The following is a 22,057-nucleotide window of genomic DNA, read 5'->3' on the forward strand; positions in this document are numbered from 1 at the left end:
CACGCTACTAGTTCAACGTCTTGAGCGCTGCCGCGTGCACTCCAGGTGCGGCGGCCAGGTACTCGCGGGTCGTCAGCTCCCACGGCTTGCCGTCGAGATCCGTGACGACACCGCCCGCCTCCTGCACGAGCAGCACACCGGACGCATGCGCGCGCACGTTGTCGTACTGCCAGTGCACGTCCATCCGTCCCGCCGCGACCTGGGCGAGCTGGTGGGTCACCGGTACGGAGATCCGGACGTAGAGGGCTTCCTTCGCCATCGCGCTGTAGGCGGCGCCGACGCGGTCCGCCATCTCCGCGCCCTGGCCGGGCTGGGCCTGACCGGTGCCGGCCAGCGCGCCGTCCAGTGAGGTCTTGTCCGAGACCTTCAGCCGGACGCCGTTCAGGAACGCGCCGCCGCCCTCGGTGGCGGTGAACATCTCGTCGAACAGCGGGAAGTAGACGACCGCGAGCACCGGGCGGCCGTCGCGGACCAGGCTCACCCCGATGTTCCAGTCCGTCATGCCGTGGACCGCGTTCATGTTGCCGCCGACCGGGTCGACCAGCCACCACTCGCCTGCTTCGAGCGGGCCGGAGCCGTGTTCGTCGTCGAGCCAGCGCGCGTCCGGGCGGATCTCGGCCAGTTCCGGCCTGAGCAGGTCGACGACGGCGGCGTCGTTGGCCCGGACGGCCTCGACGATCTCGGTGAGGCTGGAGGCGCGGGACTCCGTCGAGTAGCGCTTCAGCATGCGTGCTCCGGCACGGCGGACGGCGGCGGTGGTGGCGGTGAGCATTGCTTCCTCCAAGATTGACTGTCATGCAAGCGGATCTGAATCTGTTGACCGTGCTGGACGCCCTGCTCGACGAGGGCAGCGTGATGGGGGCGGCGCAGCGGCTGCACCTGTCGTCACCCGCGGTCAGCCGCACGCTCGGGCGGATCAGGAAGGTGACCGGCGACGACATCCTCGTGCGGACCGGCCACACGATGACGCCCACGCCGTACGCGCTGGGGATCGCCGACGAGGTCCGTCGGCTGGTGCGCGAGGCCAACGCCGTGCTGGCGCCGAGCCGTGAGCTGGACCTGGCCGAACTGGAGCGCACGTTCACCATCCAGTGCCACGACGCCCTCGCCTCGTCGGTGGTGCCGGCGTTGATCGCGCGGATCGCGGAGCAGGCACCCGGCGTGCGGCTGCGGGTGCTCGCCGAGCAGTCCGCCGACACCGACGACCTGCGGCACGGCCGGGTCGACCTCGAACTCGGCGGTGGCACGCCCGGCCTCCCCGAATTCCGCTCGGAGACGCTCGGCACCGACCCGCTCGCCGTGGTCATGCGGTCCGGCCATCCCTGCACCGAACTGGATCTGCGCGCGTACGCGGCCTATCCGCACGTGGTGGTCTCCCGGCGCGGCCGGCTGACCGCCCCGATCGACGAACTGCTGGCCGCGGAAGGCTTGCAGCGCAAGGTCATCGCGACCGTGGCTACCGTCCACTCGGCGCTGCAGATCGCGGCGGCGAGCGACGCGCTGATCACCACGACGGCGATCCTCTGCCGGCCGTTGATCGAGGCGTTCGGGCTGGTCACCCGTCCGCTGCCGGCCGAGTCGCCGGAGGCGTCGATCAACTGCAACTGGCACCAGCGCTACGACTCCGACCTCGCCCACGCGTGGTTGCGCGACCTGGTGCGGACGACCCTGGCCGACGTACTAGCCCGGTAGCGGCAACGCGACCGCGCCGGGAAAGCGCGGGTTCTCGGCCTCGTCGAGCATCGCGGCGGCGACGGTCTCGCGGCTGACCTTCGCGGTGAGGTCGAACGGCGGCGCGGCGTCCAGGCCGACCGTGCGGCCGGGGCTCCCGGGCTCGTCGCTGAGCACGCCGGCGTGGAAGACCGTGCCACCGGCGGCGAGCACGGCGTTGTCGGCCGCGATCTTGTCCGGGATCCGGTCGCCCATCACCTTCCACAGCACCGCGGCGCCCTCGCCCGCCGCGTCGGCGGACGCGCCCGTTCCGTACGCGCCGAGCCAGATGATCCGGCGTGGTCCGGCGGCGACCACGGCCTTGGCGCCGTCGAGCAGGACGCCCGCCCGGTCCGTGCCGAGGCCGGACAGGACGACGGAATCGGCGTCGATGCTCAACGGCGTGCTCACGTCACCGGCGACCTTGCGCAGGCTCGGGTGGTCGAGGGTGATCCGGCTCGGGTCGCGGGCGATCGCGGTGACGACGTGCCCGCGCTCCAACGCCTGGCGGGTGAGGGCGGAACCGGTGCGGCCCGAGGCCGCGAGAATGGTCAGGTGCATGCCGAGAACGCTATTGAGCACACCGATTAACATCAAGTGCAATGTCGTCAACCGGTGATTTACCCAAACGCAATCAGCCCTCTTCGCGCAGCTTTTCCAACGCCGAGGACAGGTCGTCCGGGTACTCGGACGTGAACGAGACCCACTGGCCGTCCGCCGGGTGGTGGAAGCCCAACTGCCGCGCGTGCAGCCACTGCCTCGTGACCCCGAGCCGCTTGGACAGCGTCGGGTCGGCCCCGTACGTCAGGTCGCCGACGCACGGGTGGTGCAGGGCCGAGAAGTGCACACGAATCTGGTGTGTGCGCCCGGTTTCCAGGTGCACCTCGACCAGCGAAGCGGCCCGGAAAGCTTCCATCACCTCGTAGTGGGTGACGGACGGCTTGCCGTCCTGCATCACGGCGAACTTGTAGTCGTGCTTGGGATGACGGTCGATCGGCGCGTCGATGGTGCCCTTGATCGGGTCCGGGTGGCCCTGCACGATCGCGTGGTAGACCTTGTCGACGGTCCGCTCTTTGAAGGCGTGCTTCAGAGCGGAGTACGCGGACTCGGACTTCGCGACCACCATCACGCCGGTCGTGCCGACGTCGAGCCGGTGCACGACGCCCTGGCGCTCGGCGGCACCGGACGTGGCGACGCGGTGGCCGGAGGCGAGCAGCCCACCGACGACGGTCGGCCCGGTCCAGCCCGGCGACGGGTGCACGGCGACACCGACGGGCTTGTCGATGACGATGATGTCGTCGTCCTCGTGGATGATGACCATGCCCTCGACGGGGATCGCCTGGACGGTGACCGGCTGCGGTGGCGCGGGCAGCGTGATCTCCAGCATCGACCCGGCGATGAGCCGGTCGGACTTGCCGGCGACCCGGCCGTCCACCAGCACCTCGCCGGCGTCGGCGATGGCCGTGACGACGGTGCGGGACAGGCCGAGCAACTTCGCGAGGCCGGCGTCGACGCGCATGCCGTCCAGACCGTCGGGAATCGGCAGCGTTCGGTATCCGCTCACGCGGGGTGCCTCGACCTTCTTCTCCTTGCAGAACCCGCTGAATCTACCAGGAGCAGCTACTTCGACTCCGCCGCACCGTCGGACTCCACGGTGGGCGTGGGCTCCACGACGAGCGCGGGCTCGTCCTTGTGGACGGTCCCGTCGTAGTCGTGCCGCAGCAGCGCCAGCACGATGATCGTGGCGCCACCGCCGACGATCGCCATGTCCGCGACGTTGAACACCGGCCACACCTGGCCGTACGGGTCGAACAGCGACAGGAAGTCCACGACGTGGCCACGCATCGGGCCCGGTTCGCGGAACAGGCGGTCGGCGAGGTTGCCGACGGCGCCGCCCAGCACCAGGCCGAGGCCGACGGCCCAGCCCTGCGAGCGGAGGTTGCGCGAGATCCAGAGGATGAACCCGGCGACGCCCAGCGCGATCAGCGCGAGGATCCACGTCTGCCCCTCGGCCAGGCCGAACGCGGCTCCGGGGTTGCGGACGAACGTCAGGTAGAGCACGCCGCCGAAGAGCTTGATCGGGTCGGCGCCCTCGAGGAACGCCACGGACACGACCTTGGTGAGCACGTCCAGGGCCAGCACGCCGGCCGCCAGGAGCGCGAGGATCTTCGTCCGCGGCTCCGGCAACGAGCCGGAGATCGAACCCGAGATCGAGAACTCGTCGTCGTCCTCCTCCGCCCTCGCGGGGGACTCCTCCGGTTTCTCCTCGATCTTCCCCGCGGCCGGCTCCTCGACCACGATCGCGGGCGTCGCGACCGTCTCCGGCTCGCTGACCTGCGCTTCCTCCGGCTTGTCAGCGACCTTCTCGGCAGCTTTCTCCGCGGCCTTGGCCTCGTCACTCACCAGGTCATTGTCCACTACAGGGACTACGCGAGGAACGGCGGCAGGGTTCGGTTGTCGTCCTGCGGAACCCAGCGGCCGTCGCGCTGCGCGTAGGTCCACTTCGGACCCTCGGTGACGAGAGTGCGCAGCGCCGCGACCAAACGGTCCACGTGCTCGGGCGTCGTGCCGAGACCGATCGACGCGCGCACGGCACGTTCCTCGTGCGATCCGGCCTGCTTGACCAGACGACCCACGATCACGTGCGCGCAGAACGCTCCGTCGCGCACGCCGATGCCGTACTCGGCGGACAGCGCCGCCGCGAGGAAGCCCGCGTCGAAGCCGGAGATCGTGAAGCTCACGACGCCCACCTTGTCGGCGTCGGTCAGGATCGCGAGCTCGCGGAGGCCGGGGATCGTGCGCAGGCCGTTCTGCAGGCGCGTCAGCAGTTCCTGCTCGTGCGCGACGGTCTGCTCCCAGTGCCGCGACAGGATCTCGCAGGCCGCGGCCAGCGCGTGCACGCCGACGACGTTCGGGCTGCCGGCCTCGTGCCGCTCGGGCACCGCGGACCAGGCCACGCCCAGGCGGTCGCCGTGGTCGGTCACCTTCGACGTGGCACCGCCGCCGACCAGGTACGGCTGGGCCTGCTGCAACCAGTCCGCGCGGCCGACCAGCACACCCGCGCCGAACGGCGCGTAGATCTTGTGGCCGGAGAACGCGATGTAGTCGACGCCCAGCTCACGGGCGTTGATCGGTCGGTGCGGGGCGAGCTGCGCGGCGTCGAGCGCGATCCGCGCGCCGTGCCGGCGGGCGACCTTCGCGAGCTCGGCGACGGGCCACAGCTCCCCCGTGACGTTGGACGCCCCGGTGACGATCACGAGCCGAGGGCCGACCGGGGCGGCGGCCAACGCCCGGTCCAGCGCGACGATCGCAGCGCCGGACGAAGACGGGGCAGGGACTCGCTGAACGTTCGGCCCGCGCCACGGCAGCAGGGCCGCGTGGTGCTCGCTGTCGAACAGGACGACGGCGGTGTTCTTGGGAACGCTGCGCGCCAACAGGTTCAGCGAATCGGTGGTGTTGCGGGTGAAGACGACGGTGTCGGAGGAGTGCGCCCCGACGAACCGGCGGATGCGGTCGCGGGCCTGCTCGTAGACGCGGGTCGAGACCTGCGAGGCGAACCCGGCGCCGCGGTGCACGCTGGCGTACCAGGGCAGTAGTTCGTCGACGGCGTCGCGCACCTCCTGCAGACAGGGCGCCGAGGCCGCGTGGTCGAGGTTGGCGTAGGTGACGCGCTCTCCGGTGACGAGCGGAACCCGCAGTTCAGCGCCAACGACAGCCGGAACGGCGGTGGTGGTTCCAGGGGTGATCGCGAGCGTCATCGAGCTGCCTCCGAGGCCAGGGGCCCCGTCGTGCGAAGGCCCGCGCTTGACCGGCGCCCCACGCGCCGGACCAGGTCCTCACCAAGGGCACCCCACCGCGGTTGGAGGGTTGCCGGCCAGCAAGCTTGGGCTTGACGCTGGCTCTCATGACCTGCCGACGACGTTAGCGGAGGCCGACGCACTCGTCGACACCTGATTCAGATGCTGGGAAGCGTCGGTGACCGACTAATCGCCGGTCTCGCCCTTCCACCGTGCGTAGCGACCGGCGCGGTCGACGGCACGTACGCGCCGCTCAGCGGCATCGCGCGCTTCCTCGGTGGTGACGATGAGCAACTGGTCGTCCGTCTGCAGCCGGGTCGTCGGTTGTGGCGTGAAACTCTTTCCCGAGCGCACCACGAGGCTGACCGTGGCGCCCACGGGCAGCCGCAGTTCGGTCATGTAGACGCCGTGCAGCTTCGACCCGCGCTGGATGTGCACCTGCAGCAGTTCGGCGCCCAGCTCGTCGAGCGGCGAGGAGTCGACCTGGACCTCCTGCGCCTCCCCCATCTTCACCAGTCCGAGGCGCCGGGCGAGGAACGGCAGCGTCGTGCCCTGCACCACCGTCAGCACGATGACCAGCAGGAACACCACGTCGACCAGTTCGCGCGCGCCCTCGACCCCCTGGATCAACGGGATCAGCGCGAACACGATCGGCACCGCGCCGCGCAGCCCCGACCAGGAGAGGAACACCTGTTCCCGCCACGGCACCTTGAACGGCAGCGAGGCGAGGAACACCGACAGCGGCCGGCCCACGAACGTCAGCACCAAGCCCGCGACCAGGGCGGGGAACAGCACGTCGAGCAGCCGCGACGGCGAGGCGTAGAGACCCAGCAGCACGAAGAGCCCGATCTGGGCGAGCCAGCCGAGGCCTTCTGCGAACGAGAGGGTGTCGGCGCGGTGCGGCAGGCGGGCGTTGCCCAGGACCAGCGCGGCGACGTAGGTGGCGAGGAATCCGGACGCGTGCGCGAGGTCGCCGGCCGTGTAGGCCATCACGCACACGGCCACCGTGGCGAGCGGGTACAGACCGGTGGAGGGCAGTGCCGCGCGTCTGAGCCCGGCCCCGCCGAGATACCCCAGCGCGACACCGATGAGCGCGCCCACACCCAGTTCGTAGATCACCAGCAGCGGCGCGGTCCACGAGATCGCGTCCGACGAGGCCAGCAGCACCACGGCGATGTAGACCGGCGCGTCGTTGAGGCCGGACTCCAGTTCGAGCGCACCGGTGAGCCGCGGCCCCACGCCTAACGAGCGCAGGACGCTGAACACGGCGGCCGCGTCGGTGGACGACAGCACCGCGCCCCACAGCAAGGCCATCCGCCAGTCGAGGCCGAGCAGGAAGTGCAGCGCCGTCCCGGTCACCGCCACGCTCACCACAACGGCCACTGTGGACAGTGCGACGCCCAGCCACAGCGAGGACCTCACCGCGTTCCAGCGGGTCGTGATGCCGCCCTCGGTCAGGATCAGCACGAGTGCCGCGATGCCGAGGGACTGGGTGAGGTCGGCGTCGTCGAACTTGATGCCGAACGCGGCCTCGCCGAGCAGCACGCCGATGCCGAGGTACAGCAGGAGTGAGGGCAGCCCGAGCCGGGTCGACACCCGCACCGCGATCACGGAGATCAGCAGTACGGCCGCGCCGATGCCCAGAACGACCGTGACGTCACCCACCTGGACCATTCTGGTTGATCACCATCGATTCCGACGAATCCGACGATCGCCTCTAGCGGGCTCATGCGCGGTGGAGCATGTTGATCTGTGGCTCAATCCCTAACCCTGCACGGAGTTGAACCATGAGGATCCTGATCGCGCTGGCGGCCGCCTTGATGGTGACCGGAGCGACCACAGCGCAAGCGGCCGCCCCTGCGGCTCTGGCGGCACCGAACATCAATGTCGCGAACGTCCAAGCACACCTGAACCAGTTCCAGTCGATCGCGAACGCCAACGGCGGCAACCGCGCTCACGGACGACCGGGGTACCTGGCCTCGATCAACTGGGTCAAGAGCAAGCTCGACGCGGCCGGCTACACGACGCGCGTGCAGTCGTTCACCTACGGCGGCGCCACCGGCTACAACCTGATCGCGGACTACCCCGGCGGCGACGCGAACAACGTCGTCATGCTGGGCGGCCACCTCGACAGCGTCACGGCGGGCCCCGGCATCAACGACAACGGCACGGGTTCCGCGTCGATCCTGGAGGTCGCCCTCCAGGTGAAGGCCACCGGTTTCCAGCCGACCAAGCACCTGCGGTTCGGCTGGTGGGGCGCGGAGGAGCTCGGCCTGCGCGGCTCGACGGCCTATGTGAACTCCCTGTCCACCACCGAGAAGTCGAAGATCAAGGCGTACCTGAACTTCGACATGACCGGCTCGCCGAACCCCGGCTACTTCGTCTACAACGGCGCCGACGGCCAGCCCACCGGCTCGGTGGCGCTGCAGCAGCGGCTGCAGGCGGGCTTCACCTCGATCGGCGTCCAGACCGAGCTGACCAACGTCGGCGGCCGCTCCGACCACGCGGCGTTCGCGCGGGCGAACATCCCGACCGGTGGCACCTTCACCGGCGCCGAGGTGACCAAGACCTCGGCGCAGGCGGCGAAGTGGGGTGGCACGGCCGGCCAGGCCTTCGACCGGTGCTACCACCGCTCCTGCGACACCACGTCCAACGTCAACGCCACGGCTCTCGACCGCAACGCGGACGTGATCGCCTACGCGTTGTGGAACACGGCGGCCTGATCATTTCGCGGTGAGCACCTGCACGGCCTCGTCGAGCACCGGTTCGACGAGGCCGGGCAGGGTCGCCCACATCTGCGCCTGACCGAGATAGAGGCTGAACGCGATGAGCGCGCGCTTCTTCGCGTGCTCATGGTCGAACCCGAGCTGCTCGAACAGCTCGGTCAGGTAGTTCAGGCGTTTCTCCGTGACGCGCCGCAGGACCGGCGCGATCACCTCGTTCTCCGCGCCCGCCTGCAACGCCATCTCCACCGAGCCCTTGCGGCCGCGGTCGAGCACCGTGCCGAACAACGTCCTGAGCTTGTCCCGCGGTGACTTCTCCGCCTCGACCAGCTCGATGACCTTCTCGGTGTGCTCCCGCTCCCATCGCTCGACCGTCGCCTTCAGCAACGCCTCGCGGTTCGGGAAGTGGTGGTAGACGCTGCCCTTCGTGGCCCCCGCCTGCGCGGCCAGCGGTTCGATCGCCACCGCGCCGAGCCCGCCTTCGGCCAGCGCTCTCAGCGCTATCTCAGTCCAGTCATCACGATTCCGCCGCACCACGCTTCCATACGCTACCGTACGTTTCAGGAACATACGGCAGCGTATGGAAGGGGATTCTCATGATCAGGAACGTCCACACCCGCGACCTCGGCGTGCCCGCGGGCCCGTTCGTCGACCGCATCCAGGAACTCTGGCCGCCCGCGTGGGGCAAGCAGGAGTTCGACCGCCCACTGGGGGTCGGCGCGGACGGCGGCCACGGCCCGATCCGCTACCACTGCACCTCGTTCACACCCGGCGAGTCGATCACCTTCGCGTTCCGCGAGGGCCACGGCACGCACACCCTGTCGGCGTCCGGCACCGTCGTGCGGCACGAACTCGTCGGCGACTTCCCCCTGGCCACGCGGATCCGCTGGGCGCTGGTGGTCCGCTGGCTGCACGACGCGTGCCTGGAGGACCTGTTCGACGACTTCGAGCGCGCGGCGGGACGCGAGCCCGCCGCACCGGCCAGGTGGTCCCCCTGGGTCCGGCTGGTGCGGCGGGTGCTCGGCACGGCGATGAAGCGTCAGGAGCAGCGCAGCTTCACGGGACCCGCGAAGTAGCGCCCGCCGAACACGTCCGGGAACACGTCGTGGGGCAACTGGTCGACCCTGCCGATGCCACAGGTGGTACCGCCGCGGCCCGTCCTCGCTGACACCGCCGACGACGTTGCCCGCGTCGTCGATTCCCTGAGGCGACCACGACACCCCGTCGTCAGTGCCTTCGGGCAGCCGCGGCGAGGTGGACTCGGCCGGCCAGACCACCAACGCTCCACCGGACCTTCCGTCCACCTCGCCGCGGCGCTGAGCAACACGCCGTTCCGGTTCATGTCGACGGAAGACCGCTGCGCCGGGAACGTCACCGTCCCCGGCGCCTCCTGATGCCAGATCACGACCGACTGACCTCGGTCCTGATCCACTCGCATCCCGTCTCCGCCTGCGCGACGGCGGGTGCGACGAACGCACCCGTGATCAACACCGCGACGCCCATCGTCAGGCGCCATCCCAAGCAACCATTCGCCACACCTCTCAGAGAGATCAACCGATCGCCTGGAGGTGTCCGCATCGATGCGAGGTGTTGCGTCTGGTGGCGAGATCACTCGCAGCGGGCGTGCACGGGGGGTGTAGGTGCCTGCGCGGTACGACCAGCCGTACAGCGACCCGTCGTCCGCGAACTCCTCGTAGAGCGCGGGCACCGGAGGCTGTTCGACCTGGCCCGTGGCGCGCCAGACCGCGGCCGGGCCGGGGAGGTCGCCGCCCTCGGTGCGCCCCAGGACGTCGCCGGACGAGGTGACGTCCGTGGCCTCGGCCGAACCTTCCAGGGCACGAACGACGTTGCCCCGCAGGTCCCACTCCACGCCGACCGGGTTCGCCCAGTGCTCCTGTGCCGAGAAGCCGACCACCCGGCCGTTGCGGATGCCCTGGACCCTCGTCTTGCTGTAGCCCCGCAGCGGGCTCAGGAGGGTGCGCTCGCCCGCCTCGTCCCACACGTAGGACTGGGTGGGCTCCCCGGCCTGGCCCAGGCGCCAGGCGGCCACGCGGCCCTGTTCGTCGATGCCGGCGACGGTCCAGCTCGCGTTGTCGTCGGTGCCGGAGACCGGGCGCGGGTCCGCCGACCCCGCAGGCCAGATCGCCATCGAACCACCGGAGCGGCCGACCGCCGTGCCCGAGCCGTTGAGCGCCGCCGCCCAGGCGTAGTTGGTGCCCGGCAACGGGTTCAGCTCCACGCCACCGCGGCGGGCCCGGCCCTCCGAGGAGTTGATCAGGACGGTGCCCGAGGCGTTGACGTCGTTCGGGACCTCGCCGGGCGCCAGCGGCAGCGACTCAACGGAACCGTTGTGCCACAACAGGGCCACGTCTCTCCACGGCGTCGCGACGCCCGTGCCCAGCACGTAGCTGCCGTCGGCGGCCGCGCCGGCGAGATCCGAGAACTGAGTGTCCGCAGGCAGCGGCAGGTCAGCGGACGTCCACGTGCAGATGGCCGCCGACGCCGACACCGGTGTCAGCAGGCTCAGCGCACTCATGGACGCGATCAGCAAAGCCTTCATCTCGCACTTCCCCCAGTCGGAACCTTGGCAATCCCCTTGCGGGTTGGCCTGGTTCCGACCGTAGTGACGAGATCTGACATTTTTCTTGAATGCGCAGGAAGCGGGGCCGCCGTCCGAAGACGGCGACCCCGCGCACCTGCTAGTCGGCCCGAGGATCAGGCCTTGGCGACAGCGACCTTCACCTTCAGGCCGTCGCCGACCGTGCCCTCCGCAGAGCCCTCGCCGAACACCACCGAGGTCGTCAGCGTCTCCGACTGCACGAACTCCAGGTGCGGCTCCACAGCGGAACGCACCGCGTCCGGAAGCTCCAGCGTCAGCGTGATCCGGTCGGACACGTCGAGCTGAGCGTCCTTGCGCGCCTGCTGCACGACGCGCACCAGGTCACGCGCGACGCCCTCGGCCTCCAGCTCCGGCGACAGCACCGTGTCGAGCACGACGACACCGGCACCGCCCGGCAGAGCGGCCGTGGCGGCGGGATCCGTTGCCACCAGGCGCTGTTCGTACTCGCCCTCGAACAGCTCGACACCGGCGGCGACGATCTTTCCGTCCACTTCGGACCAGTCGCCGGCCTTGACGGCCTTGATGACCTTCTGCACGTTCGGCCCGAGCCGCGGACCGGCGGCACGCGCGTTGACGACCAGCTGGAACTGCCCGTAGGCGTCGACGTCCGTGGACAGCGACACCTCCTTGACGTTGACCTCGTCGCGCACGATCTCGGCGAAGTCCTCCAGCGAGCCCGCCACCGGCGACGCGACCGTCAGGCGCGCCAGCGGAAGCCGCACGCGCAGCTTGTTCGCCTTGCGCAGCGACAACGCCGTCGAGCAGACGTCACGCACCTCGTCCATCGCCGCCACCAGCGCGTCGTCCGCCGGCACGTCGTCAACCGACGGGAAGTCCGTCAGGTGCACCGAACGGCCACCGGTCAGCCCGCGCCACACGACCTCGGTCGTGTACGGCAGCAACGGCGCCGTCACGCGCGTCACGATCTCCAGCACGGTGTGCAGGGTGTCGATCGCGTCCTGGTCACCGTCCCAGAACCGCTGCCGCGACCGCCGCACGTACCAGTTCGTCAGCACCTCCAGGTACTCGCGCACCAGCTGGCACGCACCGGAGATGTCGTAGACGTCCATCGCCGCCTGGACGTCGCGCACCAGGTCGTGCGTCTTCGCCAGCGCGTACCGGTCGAGCACGTTCTTCGAGTCGACGCGCCACGTGCCCTCCTTCCCGGAAGCGTTGGAGTACAACGCGAGGAAGTACCAGGAGTTCCACAGCGGCAGCACCGCCTGGCGCACCGCGTCCCGGATGCCGCGCTCGGTCACCACGAGGTCGCCACCGCGCAGGATCGGCGACGCCATGAGGAACCAGCGCATGGCGTCCGAGCCGTCGCGGTCGAAGACCTCGTTGACGCTCGGGTAGTTCTTCAGCGACTTGGACATCTTCTGACCGTCGTCACCGAGCACGATGCCGTGCGCCACGCAGTCGCGGAACGCGGGACGGTCGAACAACGCCGTCGCGAGCACGTGCAGCGTGTAGAACCAGCCGCGCGTCTGCCCGTTGTACTCGACGATGAAGTCGCCGGGGTAGTGGTTCTCGAACCACGCCGCGTTCTCGAACGGGTAGTGCACCTGCGCGAACGACATCGAGCCCGACTCGAACCAGCAGTCGAGCACGTCCGGGATGCGCCGCATGACGGACTGACCGCTCGGGTCGTCCGGGTTCGGCCTCGTCAGCTCGTCGATGAACGGCCGGTGCAGGTTGTCCGGACGCACGCCGAAGTCGCGCTCCAGCTCGTCCAGCGACCCGTACACGTCCGTGCGGGGGAACTCGGGGTTGTCCGAGGTCCACACGGGCAGCGGCGAGCCCCAGTACCGGTTGCGCGAGATGTTCCAGTCGCGCGCGTTCTCGAGCCACTTGCCGAACTGGCCGTCCTTGATGTGGCCCGGCACCCAGTTGATCTGCTGGTTGAGCTCGACCATCCGGTCCTTGAACTGCGTGACCGCGACGAACCACGCCGACAGCGCGCGCTGGATCAGCGGGTTCGCACACCGCCAGCAGTGCGGGTACGGGTGGTCGTAGGTCTCGTGGCGCAGCAGCAGGCCCGCGTCCTTGAGGTCGCGGATGATCAGCTTGTTCGCCTCGAAGACGTGCACGCCCTGGTACGGCGCCACCTCGGCGGTGAACTTGCCGTCCGGCCCGACCGGCACGACGACCTCGATGCCCGCCGCGTCCGTCACGACCTTGTCGTCCTCACCGAACGCCGGTGCGATGTGGACGATGCCCGTGCCGTCGTCGGTGGTCACGTAGTCGGCCGTCAGGACCTGGTGCGCGTTCTCGCGGCCCACGAAGAAGTCGAACGGCGGCAGGTACTTCTTGCCGACCAGGTCCGAGCCCTTGCAGCGGGCGACGACCTCGGGCTCCTCGCCCAGCTCACGCGCGTACGCCGCGACGCGGGCCTCGGCCAGCAGGTACTTGTCGCCGTCGGAACCGACCACGGTCACGTAGTCGACGTCCGGGTGCACGGCGGCGGCCAGGTTGCTCGGCAGCGTCCACGGCGTGGTCGTCCAGACCAGGGCCTTCTCACCGGACTCGAGGCGCAGCGCCACCGTGACGGCGGGGTCCTGCCGGTCCCGGTAGGCGTCGTCCATCTTGGTCTCGGTGTTGGACAACGGCGTCTGGCAACGCCAGCAGTACCAGAGCACCCGGAAGCCCTCGTAGATCAAGCCCTTGTCCCACAAGGCCTTGAACGCCCACATGACGCTTTCCATGTAGTCGAGGTCGAGCGTCTTGTAGTCGTTGTCGAAGTCGACCCAGCGCGCCTGCCGCGTCACGTACTCGCGCCACTGGTCCGTGTACTGCAGCACGGACGTGCGGCAGGCCTCGTTGAACTTCTCGATGCCGAGCTCGTCGATCTCGTGCTTCTGCGTGATGCCCAGCTGCTTCTCGGCCTCGTACTCGGCCGGCATGCCGTGCGTGTCCCAGCCGAACCGGCGCTCGACGTGCTTGCCGCGCATCGTCTGGTAGCGCGGCACGACGTCCTTGACGTAGCCGGTCAGCAGGTGCCCGTAGTGCGGCAGACCGTTGGCGAACGGCGGGCCGTCGTAGAAGACGAACTCGTTCTCGCCGCTCTCGCCCACCGGGTTGCGGTCGATGCTCGCCTGGAAGGTCTCGTCGTCCTTCCAGTACCCGAGCACGTCCTGCTCGAGGTTCGGAAAGGACGGCTGCGCCGGGACCTCGTTCGCTCCGGCCCTGGGGTAGGCCATCTTCACTGCTCCTCGCGGTCAGATGCGACACGCGAGGACGACACGCCGATGTGGCTCGGCCTGCCGCGGTACCACCCCGCTTGCCCGTCTGACGACGAGCCTCTCGTTCTTCGGCTGTGACGGGCCGGCCCCGTCCGGTTCTACTGAGGCGCTCGCGCACCCGTTCTTCCGGAGGCTCCCCGGTGATGGCCGGATCGGTGCCTGTGAGTTACAGAGTAACCGCAGGCGCAAACCGTATGCTCGCGCGATGACGTTGACCATCGCGTTGTCGATCGTGCTGGCCCTGCTGTTCGTGGCGACAGGCGCGGGCAAGCTGTTCGGGGCGAAGGCGTCACTCGAGGCCCGCGACCACTTCCGGATGAACCCGGCGCTGTGGCGCACCATCGGCGCACTGGAGTGGGCCGGTGCGGCGGGCCTGGTCATCGGCCTGGTCACGTGGGAGTGGGTGGCGCACGCGGCCACCGTGGGGCTCGGGCTGCTGATGGTCGGTGCCACGATCACCCGGCTGAGGTACGACTCGAAGCCGGCGGGCGTGGTCGTGGACCTGGCGCTGCTGGGGTTGCTGATCATGCTGCTGTTCCTGGACCGGTGAGGCACGAGTTCCGCGTCCTCGGCGCACCTGAGATCCGGCTCGGCGCCGACCTCGTCGATGTCGGTCACGCCCGCCAGCTGAGCGTGCTGGCGGTGCTGCTGGTGGACGTCAACCAGGTCGTCGGCATCGACAAGCTGCTGGCACGGGTGTGGGACGACGCGCCGCCGCGGCAGGCCAAGGCCGCCCTGTACAGCTACATGTCCCGGCTGCGGACCGCGCTCGACGGCACCCCGATCGTCCGCCGCTCCGGCGGGTACGTGCTGGAGACCGACCCCGCGTCCATCGACCTGCACCGGTTCCGCTCTCTCGTCGCGCTCGGACGCCCCGACGAGGCCATGGCGCTCGTGCGCGGCGAACCGTTCGCGGGCCTGCACGGCGCGTGGTTCGCCGGCCTGCGCGAGACGCTGGCGGGCGAGATCACCGCCGCCGAGCTCGACCGCACCGACGCGCGCCTGGCCGCGGGTGAGCACCTCTCGCTGGTCGCCGAGCTGACCGCCCGCACGTCCGAACGCCCGCTCGACGAACGGCTCGCGAGCCAGCTGATGCGCGCGTTGATCGGCGCCGGTCAACGCCCCGAGGCGCTCGCCCACTACTCGCAGCTTCGCGACCGGCTCGCGGACGAACTGGGCCTCGACCCCGGTCCCGCGTTGCGCGACCTGCACGCGTCGTTGACTCAGCGTCCACAGTGGAGTCCACGCCAACTTCCCGCCGCTCCAACGGATTTCACCGGAATGACAGCCGAACTGGCTGCTCTCGACCTCGCCGGGCCGATCGTCACCATCACCGGTCCGGCAGGCACGGGAAAGACGCGGCTCGCGCTGCACTGGGCGCACGAACACGCCGCCGACTACCCGGACGGCCAGTTGTTCGTGGACCTCGACGGTTCCGATCCGGCCGACGTCGTCCGCGGGTTCATCACCGCGCTGGGCACCAGTCCCGACGGCATCCCACCGGAACCGCACGCGCAGACAGCGCTCTACCGCACGTTGCTGGCCGACCGCCGAATGCTGATCGTGCTCGACAACGCCGCCGACACCGCCCAGGTCGTGCCGCTGCTACCGGGTACGCCGCGGTGCCGTGTCGTCGTGACGAGCCGCGAACGCCTGCCCGGCCTCGTCACCGCGCACGGCGCACGCCCGGTGGTGCTCTGAGTAGATTCACGCATGGCGCACCGAGTTCCCCCTCCTCCAGACTTCTCGACGAGGTGATTGGGGGATCACGTGAAAATTCTGGCACTCGCCGCTTTGCTGAGCACCACCGTCGTCGCTCCGGTACAGGAGTTCTCCTTCGAGGCCGAAGCCAACGCCCGGCCGATCGGCGGCCGGTCCGCGACCTGGTCGGCTCCCGCCGATGAGATCCGGGTCGGGCTGCGCCGGTCCGACAACACGATCAGGATCCACGCCGAGCCCAACGGCGTGGAGGACTACGTCCTCGTCGAGCTGAAGCGGCACGACGAACAGCTGATCACCGCCGGCTCGTACCACGACGAGCAGGTCAGGGTCTTCGGCGACGGCTTCGTCTGCACCGACGACACGGCGGACTTCACCGTCGACCGCGTCGAGTACAACGCCGACGGCTGGACCGACGTGTTCGCGGCGTCGATCACGCACACCTGCGGAGACCAGCCCTTCAACGCGTTCCGGGCACGGGTCGACTTCAACCGCTGACATCTCTGGGGGAGTTCGTGATTCGAGCTGTTCTGACCGCATCCGCACTGCTGTTGGCCACCGCGACACCCGCCTCGGCCGACGCCACCGGCCACCTGATCTGGGACTCGGACGCCAGTGCGTGGCCCACCCAGGGCCGTTCCGGCACCTGGACGCCACCGGAGCTGTTCTCCGTGCGCGAGGACTCCGAGGAAGGCAACCTCATCCGGATCAAGGGCGAGTCCTCCGACGGGTGGGAGTACCTCATGATCGAGCTGTACCGCCACGACGGGCAGCGGATCACCGAGGGCCACTTCGAGGATCAGAAGGTCCTGGTCGTGAACCACGGCTTCGGCTGGTACGACAACGGCGGCGACTTCGACGTCACACACATCGCGTACAACGACGAGGGTCTGATCTCGGAGTTCGACGGCGCGATCGAACAGCACTACGAGGACAGGCCGGACAGCACGTTCCGGGCGAAGATCAGCTACCGGCGCTGACGTCTGGCGGGGTGGTCGTGTTCCGCCGGCGGAGCACGACCACCCCGGCCACCACGAGCAGCAGCACCACGCCGGTGATCGGCAGCACCCAGCGTTCGAGGAAGGTGTCCGACGCGGCCCCGGCGACCTCGTGTGCTCCATCGGCCAAGATGTCGTCCCGCGCCGCGGCGACGAACGACGGCACCTCGACCGCCCTGACGCCCGCCACGGCGTCCAGTTCCGTGCCCTGCCTGGTGATCGCGAGCGGGGTGAGCAGGACCAGCCCCTTCAGGCCGGAGATCCTCTCGGCTGTCGCGGCGACAACGGTGGCGCCGGTACCGGCCCCTGCGGCCACGATCGAGGTCGCGTCAAGACGCTGGAGTTCCCGCGCGGCGGCCATCACGTCCAGGCCGTACCGGTACTCGCCCCCTCGGAACGACCTCGGCTCGCGCCTGGTGGAGAAGCACCTGGTAACCGTCACCCGCGAACTGCCGGGCCAATGACAACCATCCGCTGCCGAGCACCAGCCCACGCAACACGACGTGATCATCGGTGCGGAAGCTGATCGCGTCACCACGCAGATCTGCGGGCGCGCACCGAGCCAGCTCAGGCTGAGCGGTCGCGGGGGCTGCACCGGCGAGGACGAATGCGGAAACGAGGGCCAGGGCTCTGCGCCTCATGGCTCGTTCGTACCGTCAGACCGCACGGTTCGTCCGCGGAACGGACGAAATCAGGCGGTACGGCTCCTGCGCACCAGCACCGCGTCAGGGGTGCAGTGGGCGCAAGGCGTGAACTGCAACTGCCGTGCCTCCTGCACCGGGAGGCCCAGCGTGGGCCTCCCGGCAAGCCAGGAGCACGAGCTCAGGTGATACCGGGGCCGCTCGTCCAGCACCCGGACCTCGTCCACCAGATCGGCCACGACGAGCAGGTCCGCCGCGTCGGTGTCCTCTTCCAGTGGTTCCTCGTCAGCGGGCGGCGTGTCGGCTTCCGCCGGCACCACTACCCGTTGATCATCAGCTACAGCTTGTTGATCTACACTCTGCGCGTCGGCAGCGGGGTCCCCCGGTCGCCGTCGCCACCAGTCCCAAGCAAGGACCAAGGCGGCGAGCACGCTCGCGCCCACGGACGACCACGCCCAGATCGTGTTGGACGTGGCCAGCGCAGGAACGAGCAACCCGAGGGCTGCCAGCACCAGAAGTAGAACTACGAAGAGCACCTAGCGAACAGTAGTTCAGCCCGCTTCAGCGCGTGCGCCGAACGAGTAGCCCTGGGAACGACCCTCGGACGGAGCGGCCGGGCCGCGGTCCTGGAGGTCGCGCAGGGACGACTCGAGCATCGTCTTCAGTCGCGTGCGGTACTCGCGCTCGAACGTCTGCAGCTTGTCGATCTGCTTCTCGAGCGTGTTCTTCTCCTGGGTGATGTTGCCCATCACCTCGGCGTGCTTGCGCTGCGCGTCACGGTCCAGCGCGGTGGCCTTCTCACGGGCCTGCCGCTCCAGAGTCTCCGAACGCGTCCGCGCGTCGTTGAGCATGGTCTCGGCACGCGTGCGTGCCTCGTTGACCATCGTGTCGGCCTTGGCGCGGGCCTCGGACAGCAGCTGCTCGGACTTCGTGCGGGCCTCGGACAGCATGCCGTCCGCTTCGGCCTTCGCCTCGCCCGTCAGCCGGTCCGCCATCTCCTGGGCGAGACCCAGGACCTTCGCGGCCTGCACGTGGTGGTCTCCGCCACCACCGGGGGACGTCTGCTCCATGACCGAAGGCGGCGGGACCGGCGCCAGGCGGCGCGGCTCCTCGACCGGCATACGGGTCGTCATGGGGCTGGAAGAAGCCTTGGCACGCGCGTCGTCGAGGTCGGCGCGCGACGTCTCAAGCTGCTGGTCGAGCTGCTCGACCTGCTGACGGAGGTCGTTGTTCTCCTCGATCAAGCGGGCGAGCTCGCCCTCAACCAGGTCGAGGAACGCGTCCACCTCGTCCTCGTTGTAGCCCCGCTTGCCAATCGGCGGCTTGCTGAATGCAACGTTGTGCACGTCAGCGGGGGTCAACGGCATCGGATCACCTCTCGCACTCCTGGGCTGCGGTCATCCCACGGTTCCCCGTCACCTGGGATCTGCGAATCGCATCAGAATGATAACGACTAGCCACAGCACAATAATCGATAGGTCCAGCCCGACGCCCCCGATCCGCACAGTCGGGATCACCCGACGGAGCAGGAGGACCGGTGGGTCGGTGACCGTGTACACGGTCTCAAGCGTCACGGCTACGCCGCCCGCCGGGCGCCATTCCCTCGCGAACGTCCTCACCATCTCGACCACGACACGCGCGGTCAGGAACAGGGAGAACGCGAACAGGACGTAGAAGATGACGAGCCAGATCGGGTCCACGGGTCAACTCTAACCGTGGTTCCCGAACCCACCCTCCGCCAGCTTCCTGCGGTCCTCCGCCGTGACGTCAACGTTCGGCGGTGAGAGAAGGAACACCCTGCTGGTGATCTTGTCCATGGACCCGCGTAGAGCGAACGCGAGTCCGGCCGAGAAGTCGACGAGACGCTTCGCGTCCGCGTCGTCCATGTCGGTCAGGTTCAAGATCACCGGTGTGCCGTCGCGGTAGTGCTCCCCGATCGTGCGCGCCTCGCTGTAGGTACGGGGGTGAAGCGTGGTGATGCGCGCCAACGGGTTGCTTGCCGGTTCGGCAACGGGACGCAGCCTGCTCACGGGCTCGCGCTGCGGCTCGACAGCGAGTGCGCCGTGCACGGGTGCATCGGCACTCCAGCGTCGCGTGCTCGAGGGGCTGCCCCCGCGCCGCGGCTCCGGCTCGTAGTCGTCCGACTCGTCGATGTCGGCCCGGTATCCGGAGCCCTGAAGCTCCGACCGGCCCGGTGTGAACACGCGGTTGCGCCGCGGGTATGGGTCGTAATCATCGGCCTCGGCCGCGTACTCGGACCGGTAGTCGCCGTAGCGGCCGCGGTCGTCGTCGTAGCCGGGGTCGTCTGCGTACTCGGCGGGGACCATCCCGAAGTAGGCCTTCAGCTTGTGCAAAGCGCTCATTCCAGCCCCTCCTCGGCGGTTCCCCACTCTTAGGGACGGTGCGGACGGTCCCGAGGTTCCCGACAACCTACGGCGAGGTTAGTCGCCGGCTGCCGAGCAACGCCGTTCCGACACGCACACAGGTCGATCCGTGCGAGATGGCATCTTCCAGGTCACCGCTCATTCCCGCTGACACTCCGATGGCAGTGGGATGATGATCACGTAGGCCAGATACCACCGAAACCAACGCCTGAAACGCCTGCGCTGGGTTCATCGTCCTGGGCGCGACAGTCATCGCACCCCGGAGAATAAGATCACCCGAACGAGTGATCACGCCAGCCAGTTCCGCCACATCCGCAACAGCAACCCCACCGCGCGATGTGTCACCATCGATGCTGACCTGCAGCAACACGTCGAGCGTCTTGCCTTTCGCGTGCGCCGCCCTGGCCAACGCCTCCGCCAGCCGGACGCTGTCCACCGAGTCGACCTGATCGGCCCACTCGACGACGGACTTCGCTTTGTTGCGCTGCAATCGCCCGACCATGTGCCAACGAGCTTCTTCGAGATGTCTCAATTGGCCGACCTTCACGCCGGCCTCCTGATCGCGATTTTCCGCGAAGTGCCGCAATCCGAGCCCGTAAAGGATCTCCACATCGCTCGCGGGCCACGTTTTCGTCACCGCGAGCAACATCACTTCGTCCCGAGCCCGCCCCGCCGCCTCACACGCCTTGGCGATGCGTTCCTCGACCTCGGCGAGGTTCTCCTTCAGCTCCTCGGCCCGGTTCACGGCTCGATCCAGATGACCGACGCGAGCCGCCCGGTGGGCGCCTGCCGCCGATGGCTGAACAGGTCCTTCTCCTCGAACGTGCACCGCGGGTCGACCCCGATCTTCCCGACCCCGGCGCTCCCGAGCTGGTTCCACAACCCGGCCCGAAGATCCAGCGCGGGCGTACCCTTCCGCGACTTGGACGCACTACCGGGCAAGTGCTTCTCGACGTCCCGCTGCATGTCCGCGGGCACCTCGTAGCACTCGCCGCACACCGAGGGCCCAAGCAGAACCTCGATGCGCTCAAGCTCGGCTCCCAGCGCCATCATCGCCTTGAGAGCCTCGACAACCACCCCGACCCGAGCCCCCACACGCCCGGCGTGCACCGCCCCGACGACCCCGGCCTCCTGATCGCCGAGCAACACCGGCACGCAGTCCGCCGTCAACACGACAAGCCCGAGACCAGCCCTTTTCGTCACAACAGCATCAGTGGCCTCAAGCGGCTCAGCCTGCGGCCCGTCCACGGTGGCAACAGTGCGCCCATGCACCTGCTCCATCCAGACCAACCGGTCGGGCGAAAGCCCGATGCCCTCCGCGAGCCGAGCACGATTGGCCTCGACCGCCTCCCCGTCATCCCCAACATGATCGCCGAGGTTGAACGACTCGTAGGGCCCCTTGGACACGCCACCGGCGCGGGTGGTGACAACACGACGAATGCGCACCCCCACACCCTAGTTCGCGCCACCGACACACTCCGGCAAGCCGCCCCAAGCCCACACGCACTCACGGCACCCACCCACCCACCCACCCGCGACGCCGAAGGCGAGCCGTTCTTACCGAGCGGGCCCGGCGGTGGGGTCCCGTCACGAGTCGCACCACAGCACTTGCTGCACCTGAGGGGTGAGGTCAAGTCGACACGCTTTTCGTCGACTTGACCTCACCCCTCAGGTGTGGCCCGCTCCTGGTGCGGCTCGTGGCGGGACCCCACCGCCAACGCAACCCACTACGCAACAGGCAGCCGCCCAACGCAACAGGCGTGCCATCCACCCACCCACGGCGCCCTCCCCCCGATCAGATTGCCGGGGGTCTGGGGGCAGAGCCCCCAGGGGAAGCACCCAACGCAAGCTGGCCGCCCGCAAGGCGACCACCCGTCCGGCCGCGGATCGCAAGGTGACCACCCGCACGGTCACGACCCGCAAGGCGACCACCCGCACGGCCGCGACCCGCAAGCCGACCACGTGCACGGTCACGACCCGCCCAACGCAGGCCGGCCGCCCGCAAGCCAACCGCCCGCCCGGTCAGGCCCCCGCCCGGTCAGGCCCCCCGCCCGGTCGCAACCCGCCCGGTCACAACCCGCGAGGCCAACGCAAGCCCCCAGGCAAGCCGACCACCCTCAAAGCCGCCACCCGCCAGACCAACGCCCCAACGGAGACCAAGCTGACGCAGGCGTCCCCCCAACAGGAAGACCCCCTGAGCCCAAACGCTGCTCAGGGGGTCCG

General features: G+C 69.2%; 23 protein-coding genes and 1 riboswitch. Of the genes, 7 read left to right on the forward strand and 16 right to left on the reverse strand.

Annotation, left to right across the window (positions count from 1 at the left end; genetic code table 11):
• Window positions 1–7: 7 nt before the first annotated feature.
• On the reverse strand, window positions 8–772 hold the full coding sequence (locus ACIRG5_RS16745; protein ID WP_402905492.1) for an inositol monophosphatase family protein: 765 nt from the start codon (window positions 770–772) through the stop codon (window positions 8–10).
• 23 nt (window positions 773–795) lie between these two features.
• Between ACIRG5_RS16745 and ACIRG5_RS16750 the strand changes: the two genes are divergently transcribed.
• Window positions 796–1,692, forward strand: coding sequence for a LysR family transcriptional regulator (locus tag ACIRG5_RS16750; protein ID WP_402905494.1), 897 nt, complete (start codon window positions 796–798; stop codon window positions 1,690–1,692).
• Here ACIRG5_RS16750 and ACIRG5_RS16755 read toward each other — a convergent pair.
• From ACIRG5_RS16755 to ACIRG5_RS16775, 5 genes are all read right to left on the reverse strand, one after another.
• Window positions 1,681–2,271: an NAD(P)-dependent oxidoreductase gene (locus ACIRG5_RS16755; protein WP_402905496.1), complete on the reverse strand. Its 591-nt coding sequence runs from the start codon at window positions 2,269–2,271 to the stop codon at window positions 1,681–1,683. The genes ACIRG5_RS16750 and ACIRG5_RS16755 overlap by 12 nt on opposite strands.
• Before the next feature lie 73 nt (window positions 2,272–2,344).
• Window positions 2,345–3,229: an RluA family pseudouridine synthase gene (locus ACIRG5_RS16760; protein WP_402906185.1), complete on the reverse strand. Its 885-nt coding sequence runs from the start codon at window positions 3,227–3,229 to the stop codon at window positions 2,345–2,347.
• A 101-nt stretch (window positions 3,230–3,330) separates the two neighbouring features.
• Window positions 3,331–4,113 carry a signal peptidase II gene (lspA, locus tag ACIRG5_RS16765; RefSeq protein ID WP_402905498.1) on the reverse strand — a complete coding sequence of 261 codons (783 nt, stop codon included), beginning with the start codon at window positions 4,111–4,113 and terminating at the stop codon, window positions 3,331–3,333.
• Window positions 4,114–4,136: 23 nt separating this feature from the next.
• Window positions 4,137–5,468, reverse strand: a complete 1,332-nt coding sequence (locus tag ACIRG5_RS16770; protein ID WP_402905500.1) for an aminotransferase class V-fold PLP-dependent enzyme — start codon at window positions 5,466–5,468, stop codon at window positions 4,137–4,139.
• 37 nt (window positions 5,469–5,505) lie between these two features.
• Window positions 5,506–5,620: riboswitch (SAM riboswitch) on the reverse strand.
• Window positions 5,621–5,693: 73 nt separating this feature from the next.
• Entirely contained in the window at window positions 5,694–7,172 is a 1,479-nt protein-coding gene (locus tag ACIRG5_RS16775; protein WP_402905502.1) for a potassium/proton antiporter, read from the reverse strand.
• Window positions 7,173–7,294: 122 nt separating this feature from the next.
• Here ACIRG5_RS16775 and ACIRG5_RS16780 point away from each other — a divergent pair, with 122 nt between their 5' ends.
• Complete coding sequence (locus tag ACIRG5_RS16780) at window positions 7,295–8,230, forward strand: M28 family metallopeptidase (RefSeq protein WP_402905504.1); 936 nt, start codon at window positions 7,295–7,297, stop codon at window positions 8,228–8,230.
• Here ACIRG5_RS16780 and ACIRG5_RS16785 read toward each other — a convergent pair whose 3' ends face one another.
• Window positions 8,231–8,764, reverse strand: coding sequence for a TetR/AcrR family transcriptional regulator (locus ACIRG5_RS16785; protein WP_402905506.1), 534 nt, complete (start codon window positions 8,762–8,764; stop codon window positions 8,231–8,233).
• 62 nt (window positions 8,765–8,826) lie between these two features.
• On the opposite strand from ACIRG5_RS16785, the gene ACIRG5_RS16790 reads away from it, so the two are divergent.
• Window positions 8,827–9,306: an SRPBCC family protein gene (locus ACIRG5_RS16790; protein WP_402905508.1), complete on the forward strand. Its 480-nt coding sequence runs from the start codon at window positions 8,827–8,829 to the stop codon at window positions 9,304–9,306.
• On the opposite strand, the gene ACIRG5_RS16795 is transcribed toward ACIRG5_RS16790, so the two are convergent.
• Window positions 9,270–10,790 (reverse strand): hypothetical protein, encoded by a 1,521-nt coding sequence (locus ACIRG5_RS16795; protein WP_402905510.1) that lies wholly within the window; start codon window positions 10,788–10,790, stop codon window positions 9,270–9,272. The genes ACIRG5_RS16790 and ACIRG5_RS16795 overlap by 37 nt on opposite strands.
• A 155-nt stretch (window positions 10,791–10,945) precedes the next feature.
• Window positions 10,946–14,050, reverse strand: a complete 3,105-nt coding sequence (gene ileS, locus ACIRG5_RS16800) for an isoleucine--tRNA ligase (RefSeq protein WP_402905512.1) — start codon at window positions 14,048–14,050, stop codon at window positions 10,946–10,948.
• Between the two features lie 247 nt (window positions 14,051–14,297).
• Between ileS and ACIRG5_RS16805 the strand changes: the two genes are divergently transcribed.
• The 4 genes from ACIRG5_RS16805 (at window position 14,298) to ACIRG5_RS16820 (ending at window position 16,791) form a co-directional block, all read left to right on the forward strand.
• Complete coding sequence (locus ACIRG5_RS16805) at window positions 14,298–14,642, forward strand: DoxX family protein (protein ID WP_402905514.1); 345 nt, start codon at window positions 14,298–14,300, stop codon at window positions 14,640–14,642.
• Window positions 14,639–15,793 (forward strand): BTAD domain-containing putative transcriptional regulator, encoded by a 1,155-nt coding sequence (locus ACIRG5_RS16810; RefSeq protein ID WP_402905516.1) that lies wholly within the window; start codon window positions 14,639–14,641, stop codon window positions 15,791–15,793. The genes ACIRG5_RS16805 and ACIRG5_RS16810 overlap by 4 nt, the downstream gene beginning before the upstream one ends.
• Before the next feature lie 69 nt (window positions 15,794–15,862).
• Window positions 15,863–16,309 (forward strand): hypothetical protein, encoded by a 447-nt coding sequence (locus tag ACIRG5_RS16815; RefSeq protein ID WP_402905518.1) that lies wholly within the window; start codon window positions 15,863–15,865, stop codon window positions 16,307–16,309.
• A gap of 17 nt (window positions 16,310–16,326) precedes the next feature.
• On the forward strand, window positions 16,327–16,791 hold the full coding sequence (locus tag ACIRG5_RS16820) for a hypothetical protein (protein WP_402905520.1): 465 nt from the start codon (window positions 16,327–16,329) through the stop codon (window positions 16,789–16,791).
• Here ACIRG5_RS16820 and ACIRG5_RS16825 read toward each other — a convergent pair.
• The 7 genes from ACIRG5_RS16825 to pgeF form a co-directional block, all read right to left on the reverse strand.
• Complete coding sequence (locus tag ACIRG5_RS16825; protein WP_402905522.1) at window positions 16,775–17,251, reverse strand: hypothetical protein; 477 nt, start codon at window positions 17,249–17,251, stop codon at window positions 16,775–16,777. The genes ACIRG5_RS16820 and ACIRG5_RS16825 overlap by 17 nt on opposite strands.
• Window positions 17,252–17,500: 249 nt before the next feature.
• Complete coding sequence (locus tag ACIRG5_RS16830) at window positions 17,501–17,986, reverse strand: hypothetical protein (RefSeq protein ID WP_319977325.1); 486 nt, start codon at window positions 17,984–17,986, stop codon at window positions 17,501–17,503.
• A 15-nt stretch (window positions 17,987–18,001) separates the two neighbouring features.
• Window positions 18,002–18,817 carry a DivIVA domain-containing protein gene (locus ACIRG5_RS16835; protein ID WP_093597422.1) on the reverse strand — a complete coding sequence of 272 codons (816 nt, stop codon included), beginning with the start codon at window positions 18,815–18,817 and terminating at the stop codon, window positions 18,002–18,004.
• Window positions 18,818–18,865: 48 nt separating this feature from the next.
• A complete protein-coding gene (locus ACIRG5_RS16840) occupies window positions 18,866–19,141 on the reverse strand; it encodes a YggT family protein (RefSeq protein WP_402906187.1) in 276 nt (91 codons plus the stop codon).
• A gap of 18 nt (window positions 19,142–19,159) precedes the next feature.
• Entirely contained in the window at window positions 19,160–19,813 is a 654-nt protein-coding gene (gene sepF, locus ACIRG5_RS16845) for a cell division protein SepF (protein WP_402905525.1), read from the reverse strand.
• A gap of 67 nt (window positions 19,814–19,880) precedes the next feature.
• Complete coding sequence (locus ACIRG5_RS16850; protein ID WP_402905526.1) at window positions 19,881–20,579, reverse strand: YggS family pyridoxal phosphate-dependent enzyme; 699 nt, start codon at window positions 20,577–20,579, stop codon at window positions 19,881–19,883.
• The gene (gene pgeF / locus ACIRG5_RS16855) at window positions 20,576–21,280 is read right to left on the reverse strand and encodes a peptidoglycan editing factor PgeF (protein WP_402905528.1); all 705 of its coding nucleotides are present in this window, start codon (window positions 21,278–21,280) and stop codon (window positions 20,576–20,578) included. Before pgeF ends, ACIRG5_RS16850 begins: the two co-directional genes overlap by 4 nt.
• Between the last annotated feature and the right edge of the window lie 777 nt (window positions 21,281–22,057).

This window comes from Lentzea sp. NPDC102401 (assembly GCF_044765805.1).
Classification (GTDB): domain Bacteria; phylum Actinomycetota; class Actinomycetes; order Mycobacteriales; family Pseudonocardiaceae; genus Lentzea; species Lentzea sokolovensis.